This is a genomic window from Microbulbifer maximicatervae (SeqCode) (genome assembly GCF_056232625.1).
In genome coordinates this window covers 456821-471524 of the sequence record NZ_CP174324.1, presented here as the reverse complement: position 1 = coordinate 471524, position 14704 = coordinate 456821, and the positions used below count along the sequence as shown (strand labels likewise).

Annotated in this window: 12 protein-coding genes; 2 read left to right on the top strand and 10 right to left on the bottom strand. The window is 54.9% G+C overall.

The window, feature by feature from the left end:
• Window positions 1–120: 120 nt before the first annotated feature.
• The 8 genes from ACJJI6_RS01965 to ACJJI6_RS01930 form a co-directional block, all read right to left on the bottom strand.
• Window positions 121–582 carry a 6TM ABC transporter family protein gene (locus tag ACJJI6_RS01965; RefSeq protein ID WP_444893400.1) on the bottom strand — a complete coding sequence of 154 codons (462 nt, stop codon included), beginning with the start codon at window positions 580–582 and terminating at the stop codon, window positions 121–123.
• Window positions 583–750: 168 nt separating this feature from the next.
• Window positions 751–1953, bottom strand: a complete 1203-nt coding sequence (locus tag ACJJI6_RS01960) for a Wadjet anti-phage system protein JetD domain-containing protein (RefSeq protein ID WP_475712325.1) — start codon at window positions 1951–1953, stop codon at window positions 751–753.
• Window positions 1954–1995: 42 nt separating this feature from the next.
• Window positions 1996–5643, bottom strand: coding sequence for an ATP-binding protein (locus ACJJI6_RS01955; RefSeq protein WP_475712324.1), 3648 nt, complete (start codon window positions 5641–5643; stop codon window positions 1996–1998).
• Window positions 5644–5799: 156 nt separating this feature from the next.
• Window positions 5800–6564: a DUF4194 domain-containing protein gene (locus tag ACJJI6_RS01950; RefSeq protein WP_475712323.1), complete on the bottom strand. Its 765-nt coding sequence runs from the start codon at window positions 6562–6564 to the stop codon at window positions 5800–5802.
• The gene (locus ACJJI6_RS01945) at window positions 6557–7984 is read right to left on the bottom strand and encodes a Wadjet anti-phage system protein JetA family protein (RefSeq protein ID WP_475712322.1); all 1428 of its coding nucleotides are present in this window, start codon (window positions 7982–7984) and stop codon (window positions 6557–6559) included. The genes ACJJI6_RS01950 and ACJJI6_RS01945 overlap by 8 nt, the downstream gene beginning before the upstream one ends.
• Window positions 7985–7999: 15 nt before the next feature.
• Window positions 8000–8188, bottom strand: coding sequence for a DUF3012 domain-containing protein (locus ACJJI6_RS01940; protein ID WP_108733723.1), 189 nt, complete (start codon window positions 8186–8188; stop codon window positions 8000–8002).
• Window positions 8189–8302: 114 nt separating this feature from the next.
• Complete coding sequence (gene cysS, locus ACJJI6_RS01935) at window positions 8303–9679, bottom strand: cysteine--tRNA ligase (RefSeq protein ID WP_475712321.1); 1377 nt, start codon at window positions 9677–9679, stop codon at window positions 8303–8305.
• 86 nt (window positions 9680–9765) lie between these two features.
• Complete coding sequence (locus ACJJI6_RS01930; protein WP_282932191.1) at window positions 9766–11439, bottom strand: glutamine--tRNA ligase/YqeY domain fusion protein; 1674 nt, start codon at window positions 11437–11439, stop codon at window positions 9766–9768.
• A gap of 213 nt (window positions 11440–11652) precedes the next feature.
• Here ACJJI6_RS01930 and ACJJI6_RS01925 point away from each other — a divergent pair, with 213 nt between their 5' ends.
• Window positions 11653–12162, top strand: a complete 510-nt coding sequence (locus ACJJI6_RS01925; RefSeq protein ID WP_108733726.1) for a peptidylprolyl isomerase — start codon at window positions 11653–11655, stop codon at window positions 12160–12162.
• Window positions 12163–12197: 35 nt separating this feature from the next.
• Window positions 12198–12923 carry a UDP-2,3-diacylglucosamine diphosphatase gene (locus tag ACJJI6_RS01920; RefSeq protein ID WP_475709810.1) on the top strand — a complete coding sequence of 242 codons (726 nt, stop codon included), beginning with the start codon at window positions 12198–12200 and terminating at the stop codon, window positions 12921–12923.
• On the opposite strand, the gene ACJJI6_RS01915 is transcribed toward ACJJI6_RS01920, so the two are convergent.
• Both ACJJI6_RS01915 and ACJJI6_RS01910 read right to left on the bottom strand, forming a co-directional pair.
• Window positions 12920–13861: an NAD-dependent epimerase/dehydratase family protein gene (locus ACJJI6_RS01915; RefSeq protein WP_475712320.1), complete on the bottom strand. Its 942-nt coding sequence runs from the start codon at window positions 13859–13861 to the stop codon at window positions 12920–12922. The genes ACJJI6_RS01920 and ACJJI6_RS01915 overlap by 4 nt on opposite strands.
• Before the next feature lie 24 nt (window positions 13862–13885).
• Window positions 13886–14686: a glycosyltransferase gene (locus ACJJI6_RS01910; protein ID WP_475712319.1), complete on the bottom strand. Its 801-nt coding sequence runs from the start codon at window positions 14684–14686 to the stop codon at window positions 13886–13888.
• Between the last annotated feature and the right edge of the window lie 18 nt (window positions 14687–14704).

The window sequence follows — 14704 nt, the reverse complement described above, 5'->3', positions numbered from 1 at the left end:
CTTGCCCACTTATAATTTCAAATCGTGTCAGCTAAAACTGGCAAACCCGCAAAACAGTATCCTGCGGAAGGCAGGTATTTTGCGGGCTTTGGCGAGGGAATCAATATGCAGAGCGCAAAATTACTGGTAGGGATCGACCACTGCGGGTTCTTCACCGGTCTCACCACGATACTCATCGGCATCTACAGTTGGGCGAGACCACTCGCTTTCATCATTGTTGCTACGAGTGTTCGACTGGATAGCCGGCGGCGCGCTGGTAACGTCTGACTGCATCAGGTTGCGCGACTTTTCAAAGCGGTCTTCCACTTTCGGCTTGGGCGCAACTTGTGCGGAGTTGCCGCTACCTTCGCGGCGAATGCGGTTGGCCATAGCACTGAGATTAGGGCGGCGGCGCTCCGCAAGCTTCACGGTTTCCAATTCGCTGTTCAGGCGGTTGATCTCCGCCTGTAAATCACCCATCTGCGCCTGAAGTTCAGTAATCTGGGTCAACACGCCTTTTACTTTACGACTTTCCTTCTCGTACATCACGGCGGCGCCGCCAAAGGCCAACGCAAAAATGACCAGGATGGAAAACTGACGCATAGCAAACTCCGGAAACTGCACTTGTTATTCTGAGGGGCATTTTTACAGCATATTTTTTCTATCTTCCGAGAAATTGCGCATAAAAAACAAGTTCAAACGCCCGCCGACGCCTTGATAGTCACCATTCCATAAAAACGAACAATTAAAATTTATCGGATAGCGACATATTCACACTAATGTCCCAGCCAGCTCCCCAATCTCAACCGCCTCCTGATCCACATAGCGATTGCTGCCTGAAATTGCTGGCAACAGAGTACTATCTGCGTATTGGCAACCAATCGCTTGCACCAGCTTTTGTCCCACCTTTTCCGCCTGTTCCGGAGCATGGGCTTTTCCCGTGCGCAGAAAATGCAGTAAAAGATCGTAGCCCGGGCGCCAGCACTGCAAGTCGGGAAAGCTCTTTCTCAGCGCTGCGGCAATCCGCAATCCTTCATAGTCCAGATCCCCCCAGAAAAATGTTGGAACCGTTCGGGACTCCCCATCGTGCCACCAGCTTAGGAATTGCTGCCGGATATTTTCACTAACCACATTAATAGTGCTGAAGCGAACCCTCTCCCCATTGCGAATCCTTTCTGCGCCTCCCTGGTAGCCCTCGCTATAAACCAGTGCTGCACGACTGGGTTGCAGGTCCGCCAGGCTAATAAAAGTGTCCTGGTTTTCGATAAAAATGACCTGCTCAAATTGCCTGGGCAGGTAGGCGTGGAGTAAAAGCTGGCGCTCCTGGATTTTACGGCTCAGGTCAGGATAGAGATTGCGCACCAGAGATTGACGGCTGGGTAATTCCAGGTATTTGGAATCCCCTTTAAAGCAGCGCGCGGCTAATTGTCGCCAGGAAATTTTATCGGCAAAGATCAGCTCTTTGCCGACAGACACCCAGCAAGCAATAATTTCTTCGACGGAATCAAACCCCGGTTGGAGTTCCAAGCCTTCGAGGGGAAAAGCAGAGGGATTTTCAAAGCGATCGACGTAGGGTTCCAGCAGGCTGGTCCAGGCGGATTGGCGAACGGTGGGGGACGGGCGATTGAGCCACAGGCGCAGCTGTTCCTCGCTGGCATCCCGAAAAATCAATTGGGCCCCCTGCCACTCGGCAATGCCCGGCCGCCTTTTCGGGTTCGGTTTTACCGTAAAACACTGATATTCCCGCGCAAAGTGCTGCAATTCATTCCACAACTCCTGCTCGTCTTGGTCGGGGTCCCTGAGGGGCTCCAACACTTCCAGCCAGCGCTTACTGCCAGCGCGCAAATCCAGCCTGAAACTAATGCGGGCTTCCTTGCCGCGTTCCAGCTGGCTGTCCCGCCGATCCAGAATAAAATTCAGGATGCCGATTAACAGCGGGTTTTCCTCTACCCAATAGGGCAATGTCTTTTCCATCGGTTGCCTCCCTGCCAATGGAGGGGTTTCCCCCGAAAATACCTATCCCTCTACTTCTACCAGGTCCATAAAATCCAGCGATGCCTGTTGGCGAATCGTGCGGCGGTGGTTGGCCCAGAGTTCGGCGATACGCTCCTGGTTGCAGACCTTGCGATCGACATACACCCGGGTATTCAGCTGGCCGATAGGCTTGGCACTGGGGCACTTACTGAATACAAACTGATTCGAGATCAGGTCCATAAAAGGCCCCGATTTACTGCTAGGCATAATAAACAGCAGCTGTAGCCCCAGGGTTTCAGTCAGATAGCGGATCACTTCCTTGGAGCGGGACTCATCCATTTTGGAGAAGGCCTCATCCACCAGCACCATCTGCAAATGGCTGCCGCTTTCACCAAAGCGGAAAGCCGAAGTGACCGCTGCAGAGCGGATAATATAAGCCGGCGTTTCCAGCTGGCCGCCGGAACCGGTGCCGTACTGGCTGAGCGCAATCGGCTCCTTGCCTTCCGGTTCCTTATAGATCTCATAGCTGCGGTAGTTGCGATAGTCGCTGATTCGATCCAGCTCGCGCCGCGCCACCTGCTCGTCCTCACTCAGCAGCATACTCAACAGGCGATCCCGCACCTTGCGGTGCTTGGGCGCCAAGTCCGTGTCGAACAGGCTCTGCTCCTCACCCAGATTCGGCAGTTCAATTACCGCCTTAAAGAAGCTCCAGTACTCCTTGAATTCCGCCACCCACTGGTAGTCGAAACGGAAGCGCTCGCGGTCGGCGCCAAAGCGGTGGTGTTCCAGCTCTTTGTTCAGATCATCCAACACGCGCTTACCATCGTTAATGGACTGGTAAATAGCGTGGCACAAGTGGGTTACAAAAGTGGTGTTAAAGGATTTTTTCAATCCCAGCAGTTGATCGTGGCGCTCCACCAACAGGTTATTCTTCAAGCGGTTGCGCAGGGTCTCTACCTGATCGCCGAGACCGTTGATCAACTTGAACAAGCCATCTTTGTGGCCGCCACTCAAGTCTGGCTCAAACACCAGGGTATCGACGCTGGCACAGGTGGCGTTGTACTCCATCACCGCGCGATCGAGCTGGCGACTGTATTTCTCCAGCTGTCCCTGCCAACTTTCGATATCCGCTGAGAAGTCGAAGTTGTCGGCGGCGCGCTCTACCTGCTCGTCGGCAGTAACCAGCACTTGCTCGGCATCGAAAGTGGGATCGATGGCGGTAATACGCCTTACCATTTCCTCGCTGTCACTGGCGGCATCGTCCAAGGACTCCAGCTCGCCAGACAGCGCGTATAAGAGTTTGTCGTTGCTTCTTAGCTTGGTCTCCAGAGAGCCATGTTTGCGCTGGAGGTCTGAAAGCTGCTTTTGCTGATCTTTGAGCTGGGCCTTGAGTTCATCGACCTGCTGCTCGAACTGCTCGAAGTCCTTTAGGTCCAGGTTTTCCAGGGCGCGCTCGGCACTGCGCCATTCCCGCTGGGCCGCCAGGGCGGAATCCACAATGGACAACAGCTTGATATTCGCCAGTCCGCGCACCGCGTTGGTAACGCGGCGGTAGAGCTGGTGGCGCTCGTTGACGTGGGCAGCCTCTTCCAGCAACTGCTCCATAGCGCGCTGCTGCGCCGCCAGTGCGCGGGCGCGGGCGCCCTGGCCGAAGACCAACTCGGCATCGTCCATATCGCAGCGCCACATGCTGTAGTTGCCACTGGCCATACCGTCGGCAGTCAGGCCCCGACGGGTGCCGCGCAGCTCGTGTTCATCCTCCACCTGCACCACTGCACCGTAAGAGGCACGCAGATAGTGCTCGGCAGTTTTATGGGTGAACTCCATCAGTTCGATAATGGAGCCCGAAGGCGTATCCAGGCGCTCCGCATCGCGGCGGGCTTTGTCCCCCTGGATCACGCGGGCGCGGTTGTTGCGCCCGGGCAGGCTGCGCACGATGCGAATCGCGCGGGCTTCGTGTTCCGGCTCCACAATAATCGAGAAGCGCGCGCCGCCCAGATAGCCTTCAATCGCCATCTGCCAGCGCTCATCCAACACTTCCACATAATCACACAGGACGCGGGGCTCCGCCTCCGGGCACTGTTCGTGAATTGCGGCCAGGGCCGCTTCCACCGATTGGGGGTAGCGCACGCGGTTGGCCTGGAGATGCTGAATGCGGCTCTCCTGGGTGCGCAGCTGCTTTTGCAGTTGCTGTACTTTTTGCTCCCAGCGGGAGGCCTGCTGGGCAATCTGCTCTTTGGGGGAAACCTCATCACCGGCGCCAGCTTTACCACTGCTATCCAGCAGATCGAAGAGGCGATTCTGTAGGGCCTCACTGCTGGCGGCGCGCTCGCGCAGTGGCTCCAATGCAGCCAGGTCAATCCAGTCCTTGCTCAACAACTTGTGCAGATCCGGCAGGTCTTCCTCCCGGGCTACCTGCTTGATCGCCTGCACCAGTGCTTTATCGGAGAAGGCGGGAATTTCCAGCTCGGCGGAGGTGGAGTTGAGCAGGTTTAATAATTCTTCAGCGGCCTCGCGGTTCTCGCGCCAACGGGCCTCTTCGGCAGACATGGGGGTGTGCTGCTGGGACAGCAGGCTCAGGGCATTGTTAATGCGCTGTTCCAGTTCGTCCTTATTGCGCAGCGCATCGATACCCAGGCGCTGGGCTTGAAGCTCTATCAGCTGGCCATTGAGCTGCTCGACGCGCTCGGAGGCGACGCGCACTTCGCGCTCATTGTTGTCCAGATCGCTGCGCAGTTTTTTCTGATCGTTCTTGCCGCTCAGATAACTCTTTTGCACCCGCTGCTGGCGGTGGCGTGCGCACAAATATTCCTGCACCCGCAATTGCAACCACTGCTCCCGGTAGAGCTCTACCGACTGGGCGATGGCCTCCAGGGAACTGACCCGCTCCACAATCTGACGGGCTTCCTGCTCCATGCTGTGAATGGTTTTCATCAGCTCGGATACGGAGCGGATGGCATCACCCAGATCGCGTTTTTCCAATACTTCCTGGGCGACAAAATCGTTGATGCTTTTTACCGGCTTGTAGGCCATAAAATTGGCAAAAGTGCGCGCGGCGTGCATGGCCTCGCGATCGGAGACCGCATCGCGGCGTCCGCGCAGGGCGCCGTAAAGGCGACGCAGGTAGGCCTTTTTCTTGTCGTACTGCTCTACTTTTTCGAACTGCTTGCTCAGGACCTGGTTGAATTTATCCAGCGGCAGCAGGTGTTTGCCATCGGTGTAATCCCGGACAAAATCCCCCATCACCAACTGCTCGCCGGGGAATACGAAAAAGCGCAAATCACTTTGGCGGGCCTGGGCGGGTTTGCTGCTGTTATCCAGGTGTGCGCGAATACCCATCACTGCAGTAAAAGGCTCAGCATCGTCTTCACCGCTGGTGGGGTGAAAAATACCGGCAATGTAACAGTCGGTGGGCTCGACACGGGCGTAACTACCGTCGTCACAACCCAGTACATAGGAAGCTAGCGTCCGCACCTGCTTGCCACCGCGCCCGCGCTGGGTGGTTTCATCCTGTCCCGGGTTAAAGGTAAACAAGGTGTCGTGGGCGGCGGTCATCAATGTCTGGATAGCATCGGCCGCCGTGGTTTTACCGGAACCATTGCCACCGGAAAACAGGTTGATCGGGCCGAAATCATATTCCAACTGCGGGATATTGCCCCAGTTAATCAGGATCAGTTTTTTTAGGAACATAGTCTTTTCAAAAAAACGGTCTTTTCAAAAGCAGGGTCTTTTTTGCTGGCGGGAAGCCGACACCCCTCTCCGAGGCTCCCGGGCGCGATTTACGCAAACCCGGGCGGTCGAATGTTTTCGATTTTTTATAGCCGCTACTGCGGCCTCTATTTTCATCTAGGAAGCGGCTTCACTCTCAAACAGGCTGCTATCTTCGACTTCTGGAGTGATGCGTTCGAGCGCTTGCTCTTGTTCCGCTTCTTCAGCCTCATTAATTTCATCAGCTTGAGTGGCCCCGCTCTCTACTGCGGGCGGGACTTCACTGTCGATCAGCTGGTGCAATACCGACTCGCTGACAAAGTGGGCGATGGTCGGGCGTACGCGCAACCAAACCTCCGCACTGGTCTCCACTTCTTCACTGCTGAACTGCACCAGACGCAGCTGGCGCAATTTCTTCAGCAGGTTTTTACGCTCGGCATGCTTATCCGGCAGGGACATTTTCAGCAAGTTGCGCATGCCCAGTTCCAGGGCTTCCATCGATAGCGCGGCGCAACCACTCTCATCCACCTGCCCTTCCCGCAGCGCTTTATCGTATTCCACTCGTAAGGCGAGAATCGCGGCCACTTCCTGCTGACTGAGACGGGCGCGGAAGCCGCCGTGGTGCGGCTCTTCCTGATCCGGCAAACCCGGCACTTCGGCGCCGGGCGGATACACGCGGATAAACTGGAAACGACTGTCGTGCTGCAAACGCAACCCCAGCGGGGCCAACCACTCGCGCACCAGCTGCTCGCAGCGCTGGAAGCGATCGTAAAGCGTGGTCTCAATTACGCTTTCATCCCGGCAGATAACGCCGTAATCCAACAGGCGCACCAGCAGCTCGGAAAATTCGCTGCGGTTCAGGCGACACTGCGCCAGGGCCTCTTCCAAAGCCTGTTCAATCACTGTTTTTCAGCTCCAGGATATATTCGTCAAATTCGGTGAAATAATCATTGCTGGCGATTTCACCGGTAAATTTCACCTGCAAGTCGGCAGCGCCGCTCTGGTTCACCGCCGCCGCTTCGATCACATGGCTCATAGCGAGCAGATCACGCGCATCGCGCAATGGCAGGTTGCGGCTGTTGATCTGGCGGCCGGTGCCGAGGGCATCACTCAGATAATCGCGCAGGTTACTGTTATTGAAGTTAAACGCCTGGTCGAGCAGTTGTTGCAACTCGATCTCGCGGCGGTTTTCTTCACCGATGGGGGTTTCATCTTCGACCCGGGTATTTACCGGCTGGCGGCGATTGCGCTGCCACAGCTGGGTTTGCTTGGGGTCAAACAGGCGCAGTTGGAAGCCACCTAACTGTTCGCCCAGCTGCTCGAGAATTTGTGTTTTTTGCTGGCTCTCGCCGAGACGCTGGCACAGGTCGGCAAATTCACCTTCGGCCTGGCTATGCAGGTAGCTGAGCTGGCGGATAATAATATCGGCACGCTTGGTAAAGCCCTGTAGTGCACGGCGCAAAGCGGGCAACTTCACCTCGCAGGCGCGGCGCATGCGGTCCTCGATGGTATCGAGCATCAGCCACAGCAGGGAGTGGCCCGGTTGCACCAACTCCGGCAGCAGTTGGCGTAGGCGCTTCTCCCACTCCGCTTTCTGCACATCCTCCTTGCGGCGAATGCAGTCAATCACCCGGTTGATCGAATCGCGATGTTTTTCCACGCTGTCCGCAGACAGACGAATAGCCAGGTCCGGCTGGAAACGGCTTTCCATAAAGGAAAAAAACTCATCGGTGGCCTGCTGCACCAGTAATTGAGCCTCCACTTCCCGCACCATTTCCCGCTTGCGCTCTTCCAGCTCGGCGATCATATCGGTGAAATCCGCCACGATACGCTCGGAGTATTCCCAGGCATCGATCAAGTCGTGGATTTCACCTCGGCTGGCAAAGGCTTCCAGGGCATTTAAGGTGTTGCGGGTATTGCGGTGGCGGGTGCGCACGCGAGTGCCGTTCACTTCCACTAACGGCTGAGTGAAAAGGCGGCCCCGGCGGCTAAACGGATAGGTGGCGGTGAGCGTGGCGCTGTCTACCTGCTTCTCCAGCCAACCGAATTCCACCAGGCTGTTCAGTACCCAGACGGCCTGATCGCGCAGGTTGCGGAAGCGGCCCTCGGGGTCCTGCACACCGTCCTCGCTGTCGAGTTGGGGCGCGCGGGTCAGGGCCTCGGCAAAAATTTCCAGGATCTGCTCGCGCAGCAAAGACTCACCGTAATCAGCCTTGGCGGTGTACAGACGCTCATACAAAAGACGCAAGCACTCAACCACCTGCTCGCGGTATTTACCGGTCAGCGGGCGGAAGAAGTGCTGGTAGGAATCGACGAAGAACAACGACTATAGGCCCGCTTATTCCTCTTCCGGCTTTTGGTTGAAGACACAATATTTTGTGTAGTCGCGGGTATCGTCAAAAGTCCACTGCCCTTTGGGAATGCCATCCATTTTCTCGCACCAGGCATCGGAACCCCGTTTGGGCTCACAGCCGGTCAGTGCGATAAGGGCGATCACAGCGCTGGTCAGGACAAATACTTTTTTCATGGTTCGCTTCTACAAATGAAATTCGAATTTCACTTCCCCGGCGGCCGCAATGTGCCAAGCCAGGGAAAATCTATCGGTGTCTCAAGTCTATCCGTGTCTCGGGGTGGGACCGCGCTATTCGCGGCGCCACTTGGTCCCTTCGCGGCTATCCTCAAGCACCACACCTTTGGATTTTAACTCTTCGCGAATCTCATCGGCGCGGGCAAAGTCACGGTTCTTCTTGCTCTGTGCGCGCTCTTCGATCAGTGCTTCAACTTCTTCGGCAGAAATACCTTCATCTCCACCACGGGCCTGTTTGAACCAGGCTTCCGGGTCTTGCTGGAGAATGCCCAGCATATCTGCAGCGGCCAGCAGCAAACCTTTCAGGCGTGCTTTATCCGCCTCATCGGCTTTGTTCAGGTCGCGGGCAATTTGGTGCAACTCGCTGATGGCGATCGGCGTATTCAGATCGTCTTCCAACGCCTTGATAAAGGCGGTGTCGTTAAGATCTGCCCCTTCAGCCTCAACCGCTTCCGTTTCACGCAGTGCGCCATAGAGAGTATCCAGGGTGCGCCATGCCTGATCCAGCAAATCAGCACTGAAATTCAGTTCTGAGCGGTAGTGGGCAGATAGCAGTGCAAAACGCAGCACTTCACCGGGGTATTGGCTCAGCAGGTCTTTGACCATGCGGAAGTTGCCCAGGGATTTGGACATCTTTTCGCCATTGATATTCACATAGCCGTTGTGCATCCAGTAGCGCACAAAATCCACACCATTGGCGCAGCAGCTCTGGGCACGTTCGTTTTCGTGGTGGGGGAAGGTCAGGTCGCGACCGCCGCCGTGAATATCGATAGTGTCACCCAGGTGCTTCTTGATCATGGCCGAGCACTCCAGGTGCCAACCCGGGCGCCCACGGCCCCAGGGGCTGTCCCAACCGGGCTCGTCATCGGTGGACGGCTTCCACAGCACGAAGTCGCCGGCGTACTTTTTGTAAGGCGCCACTTCCACCCGCGCACCGGCGAGCATATCGTCGAGGGAGCGCTTGGACAGCTGGCCGTACTCCTGCATGGATTCCACAGCGAACAGCACATGGCCTTCGGCGGCGTAGGCGTGACCTTTCTCCAGCAGGCTTTCGATCATCGCGATCATTTCCGGCAAGTGCTGGGTGGCGTAGGGGACGATATCCGGCTCCAGGTTATTGAGCGCGGCCATATCCTCGTAGTAAGCCTGGGCATAGCGCGCTGACAGCACGCCGATTTCCTCGCCATTATCCCGCGCGGTCTTCATGATTTTGTCGTCAATATCGGTGATATTGCGCGCGTAAATCACATCGCTGAAATTTCTTTTCAGTACCCGGTACAGGGTGTCGAACACCACCACAGGGCGGGCATTGCCAATATGCACGCGGTTGTACACAGTGGGGCCACACACATACATGCGCACCTGATCTTCCACCAATGGTACGAAGGGTTCTTTCTTCCCGGAAAACGTGTTGTAGACCTGTAGAGACATCTTTTCTCTCGAATTCTTTTGCTGTGTGGCTGGGCCAATCATTGACCCAGCCGCGAAAACTGCCGCTCGGGCAGCCCTCCGCCTTGCTATTTGTTTTGCTCTTTGGCCCAGCTGTCGCGCAGACCAATGGTGCGGTTAAACACCGGCGCTTCTGCGCTGCCGTACTTGCTGTCGCGACAGAAGTAGCCGTTGCGCTCGAACTGGTAGCCCTGCTCCGGCTCCGCTTTGGCCAGGCCGATTTCCGCCTTACAGCCTTTTAGGATTTGCAGGTTGTCCGGGTTTACGCAGTCGAGGAAGTTCTTACCGCCGGCATCCGGCGCTGCATCATTGAACAGACGGTCGTAGAGGCGCACTTCGCAATCGACATTGTTGTCCGCAGATACCCAGTGAATAACGCCCTTCGGTTTAACGCCGTCGGCCGGATCTTTGCCCAGGGTGTCCAGATCAACTGAACAGATCACCTCAACAATTTCACCGGCATCGTTCTTCACGACTTCTTCAGCAAAGATCACATAGGCGTTGCGCAGGCGAACTTTTTTGCCCAGCACCAGACGCTTGTACTTCTTGTTGGCCTCTTCGCGGAAATCCTCTTTCTCAATATAGAGAGTGCGACCAAAAGGAAGTTCACGGGCCGGCAGATCATCGCGCACCGGGTGGCCGGGTGCTGACAGCATCTCTTCCTGGCCTTCCGGGTAATTTTTCAGGGTGACCTTCAAAGGCTCCATCACACACATGGCGCGCGGTGCATTTTTATCCAGATCGTCGCGAATGCTGTATTCCAGCATACCCACATCGACAACTGAGTCGGAGCGGGTTACACCGATCATCTCGCAGAAGTTGCGAATGGAAGCCGGAGTAAAGCCGCGACGGCGCATACCGGACAGGGTCGGCATGCGGGGATCATCCCAGCCGTCCACATGGCCTTCGTCTACCAACTGCTTGAGCTTGCGCTTGGACACCACGGTGTAGTTGAGGTGCAGGCGGGCAAATTCGTACTGACGCGGGCGCGAAGGCACTGGTAGGTTCTCGATCAGCCAGTCGTACAGAGGCTTGTGATCTTCAAACTCCAGAGTACAGATGGAGTGGCTGATACCCTCAATCGCATCACACTGGCCGTGAGCGAAATCGTAGCTGGGGTAAATGCACCACTTATCACCGGTCTGGTGGTGAGCCATCTTTTTAATGCGGTAGATAATCGGGTCACGCAGGTTGATATTCGGTGCGGCCATATCGATCTTGGCGCGCAAACTGCACTGGCCCTCTTCCATTTCACCATTGCGCATCTTTTCAAACAGCGCCAGGTTTTCCTCGACAGAGCGATCCCGGAAAGGGCTATTTTTGCCCGGCTCTTTCAGCGTGCCACGGTAGTGGCGAGCTTCTTCTGCGGACAGGTCGCAGACGTAGGCCTTGCCATCTTTAATCAGGTGCAGAGCCCACTCGTACAATTGATCAAAATTATCCGAGGAGTACTTCGCCTCGCCATTCCACTCAAAACCGAGCCAGGAGACATCGCGCTTAATCGCATCGACAAACTCTTCCTCTTCCTTGGCTGGGTTGGTGTCGTCAAAGCGTAAATTACAGGTGCCACCGAATTCCTGCGCCAGACCAAAATTCAGACAGATGGACTTGGCGTGGCCGATATGCAGGTAGCCGTTGGGCTCCGGCGGGAAGCGGGTCGCGATCTGCGTAACCCGGCCCTCAGTCAGATCTTCACGGATAAGGTTCTGTAAAAAGTGAGCTGGCTTGCTCTCGGATGTCATAGGATTCTCTTAATTTACAGCTGTGCGAACGTAAACGGCGAATTATAACCTACTTGAGAGACAGAATATCGAATTTGAAGGAACGCTTTTCATAGAAATTCACTGCAAGCGTTTGATTTTTGTGCAATTGACACAGATATTCCGACACAGCATTTTACAGCTACAGACTACAAGGTATCATGCCGCCCCAAATCAACCCTCATAGGACATTTTATGATCACCCTTCACACAACCCATGGAGATATAGCCATCGAATTGGATTTCGAAAAGGCACCCAAGACTGCTGCCAACTTTTTGCAGTACTGCCGTGACGATTTCTATACCGGCACTGTCTTCCACCGGGTGATCAACAACTTTATGATCCAAGGTGGCGGCATGACTCCAGACATGCAGCAGAAGGAAACCCGCGATTCCATCGAAAACGAAGCCAACAACGGCTTGAAGAACGACACTGGCACCCTGGCCATGGCCCGCACTATGGACCCGCATTCCGCCAGCTCCCAGTTCTTTATCAATGTTAAGGACAACGATTTCCTGAACTTCCGCAGCGAAGACTCTCAGGGTTGGGGTTACTGCGTATTTGGTAAGGTTGTCGACGGCATGGACGTGGTCAACAAAATCAAAGACGTTAAAACCGGCAGCAAAGGCTTCCACCAGGACGTACCCCTGGAGACTATCGAAATCACTGGTATCAGCATCTCTGACGCCTACGCCGATAAGTAATTCCACGGGTCAGTACCGACTCTAAGGCGGGGACATTGTCTACTTATTTTATTTCTGACTTGCACCTCGACGAAAAACGCCCGGATATTACCCGGGCGTTTTTTGATTTTCTGCACGGGCGAGCTGCCGGTGCTGAGGCGCTATATATTCTCGGCGACTTTTTTGAGGCGTGGGTTGGCGACGACGACGATGCCCCGCTAGCCCGCGAAGTGATTGGCGAGTTAAGTCGCTATAGCGGTACCGGCGTAGAGTTGTACCTGATGCACGGCAATCGGGATTTCCTGTTGGGTACCGACTTCGCCCAGCGCGCGGGAGCCACTTTACTTCAGGACCCCACTGCGTTGTCCCTCGGTAATGAGCGCGTGTTGCTTATGCACGGCGACAGCCTTTGCACCCTCGACAAAGAGTATATGGCGTTCCGCCGCCAGGCCCGGGACCCCAAGTGGCAACAAGAGCTATTGGCCAAGTCCCTACAGGAACGCCACGCTATTGCCGCGCAGATTCGTATGGCATCCAAGAGTATGAACAGCCGCAAGGCCGAAGACATAATGGATGTAACCCAGGAAGAAGTGGAGCGAGTGATGCTTGAGCACAATGTGCTTCGACTGATCCACGGCCACACCCACCGGCCCGCCCGCCACACGTTGACGATCAACGGTGAACCGGCGGAGCGTATTGTGCTGGGAGACTGGGATAAGAATGCCTGGTGCCTGAAAGCGGACAAAGACTCACTGGAGTTGATTCACTGGCCGATCGGCTAGGAGCCGGCGTTTTGGATGAGGCTCTGCTGTTGTTGCACAGCCTCTACCAATTCCTCAAGCGTCTCCCGCAAACACTGCACACCCCCAAATCGAAAACCTATCCCCTGTAAATAAGCGCAATCCATCACTGCTGGCGGTTTCATTTGTGGCTGGGGAGGTAGCGGTCCCTGCTGTCCGGATATCGATCTTAGAATCTTCACCAACTCGCGACTGCTAACCAGGCAATCACTACAGTTTACTGCCCGCCCCCGGGCATCTTCGTGCTCCAGTAAAAGCTCTACCGCCCGCGCCACATCTTCTCCGTGCACTTCCGTTGAAAGCCCGGAATTTAAATAGGCTTCCCCAGATATCACTGCTCGAGCGATGTCATACCACTTGCTACGACTTAGCGGGCTCACCAGCCCGTAAACTCCAGTTAAGCGCAATGAAACTGTATGCCAGCCACGCTGATACGCCCAAGCAGACAGCATGGCTTCCACAGCCGCTTTATAGCCGCCGTAGAAAGTATCCGGCTGAACAACCTGCCCCTCACTTAAAGAACCGCTCAACTTTCCAGTGGCATAAACGGCACGACTGGAAATAAATACAAATTTTTTTACCTTCGCTGCATAGGCGAATTGGATTAATGCCAGGGTTTGACTGAGGTTTACATGTAAAAAACCCTCGAGATCATCCCCTTCTCCTTTTCGATAGCGCCCGGGAAGATGTTCGAAAGCTGCATGCACCACCACATCCAGATTGCTGGTGAATGTCTGTAGTGTTGTATCAGAAGTAATATCCCCGATGCTCCACGCTAATCTGGGTGAAGCAATACTGTGAAAAAGAGCTACACTTTCCTCCCTGCGCAGTAATGCTCGCACTTCATAGCCCTGCCGCAAAAAATGCCTAACCAGAAATTGCCCCACATAGCCACTCGCACCAGTTATCCCTATTCTCACAATTCCCTCTCTCGATTTTATTTTCTAAGCCCGGGCTAACTCATCCAGATCAACGGCGATATCTCGCCCCTCGTAAACAGCCCACCACAAGTCGATCAGGGGTTTGAGCTTTTCAACTTTTGAGTGCTGTTTTTGCCAGGGTTTTTCATATTGGTAGTGAATGACATGAATACTGTCCCACTGCCACAGCTGCGGTAAATTCAGGTAGAGGTATTGCAGGGCGTTATAGATATAAGGCAGGCCGTGCCAACGAGGAAAAAAGGACTGCAAAAATGTCTGGTCTGTGCGCCGCCAGAAAACCCCTGGTCGATCCAGTTGCTCAAGCATTTTTTGGTAAGTCGCTTCACTCGGCACCGCAGTAAACAATCCCGAATTCATACGATGAAACCCATCCAAGTCTTCGTAAAGATTGGGCGCTGCACAAAATTCCGGATAATTCATCAAGTGGTCAATATTGCGCAATACCAGGGTATCCGCATCCAGGAAAACAAGCTTATCGAATTGGGTCAATTGCCACAGTGCCAATTTACAAAAGTTATTCAGTGGGTCATGGAAAGCGGGCTTACTACCCTTGTCAAAGGGCGCGCGCCGGTGCAAAGAATCGCGTTTATGGCGGCGGATAAACTCATCGGAAAAACGAGGCGTATGAACCTCTTTTATCTTACAGCCCCCCGCTTCCAATGGCGCTGGATCACAACTGTTCGGTGGCACCATACAAATTAACGGATAGGCACTGGCCGTACGATCCAATGAGTGTTTCAGTGCCTGCGCACCTATCACATAATCCGGACTATTAACCAGGGTCACAAAGGCACATCTTGACATAACAATTGGCTCTACAGT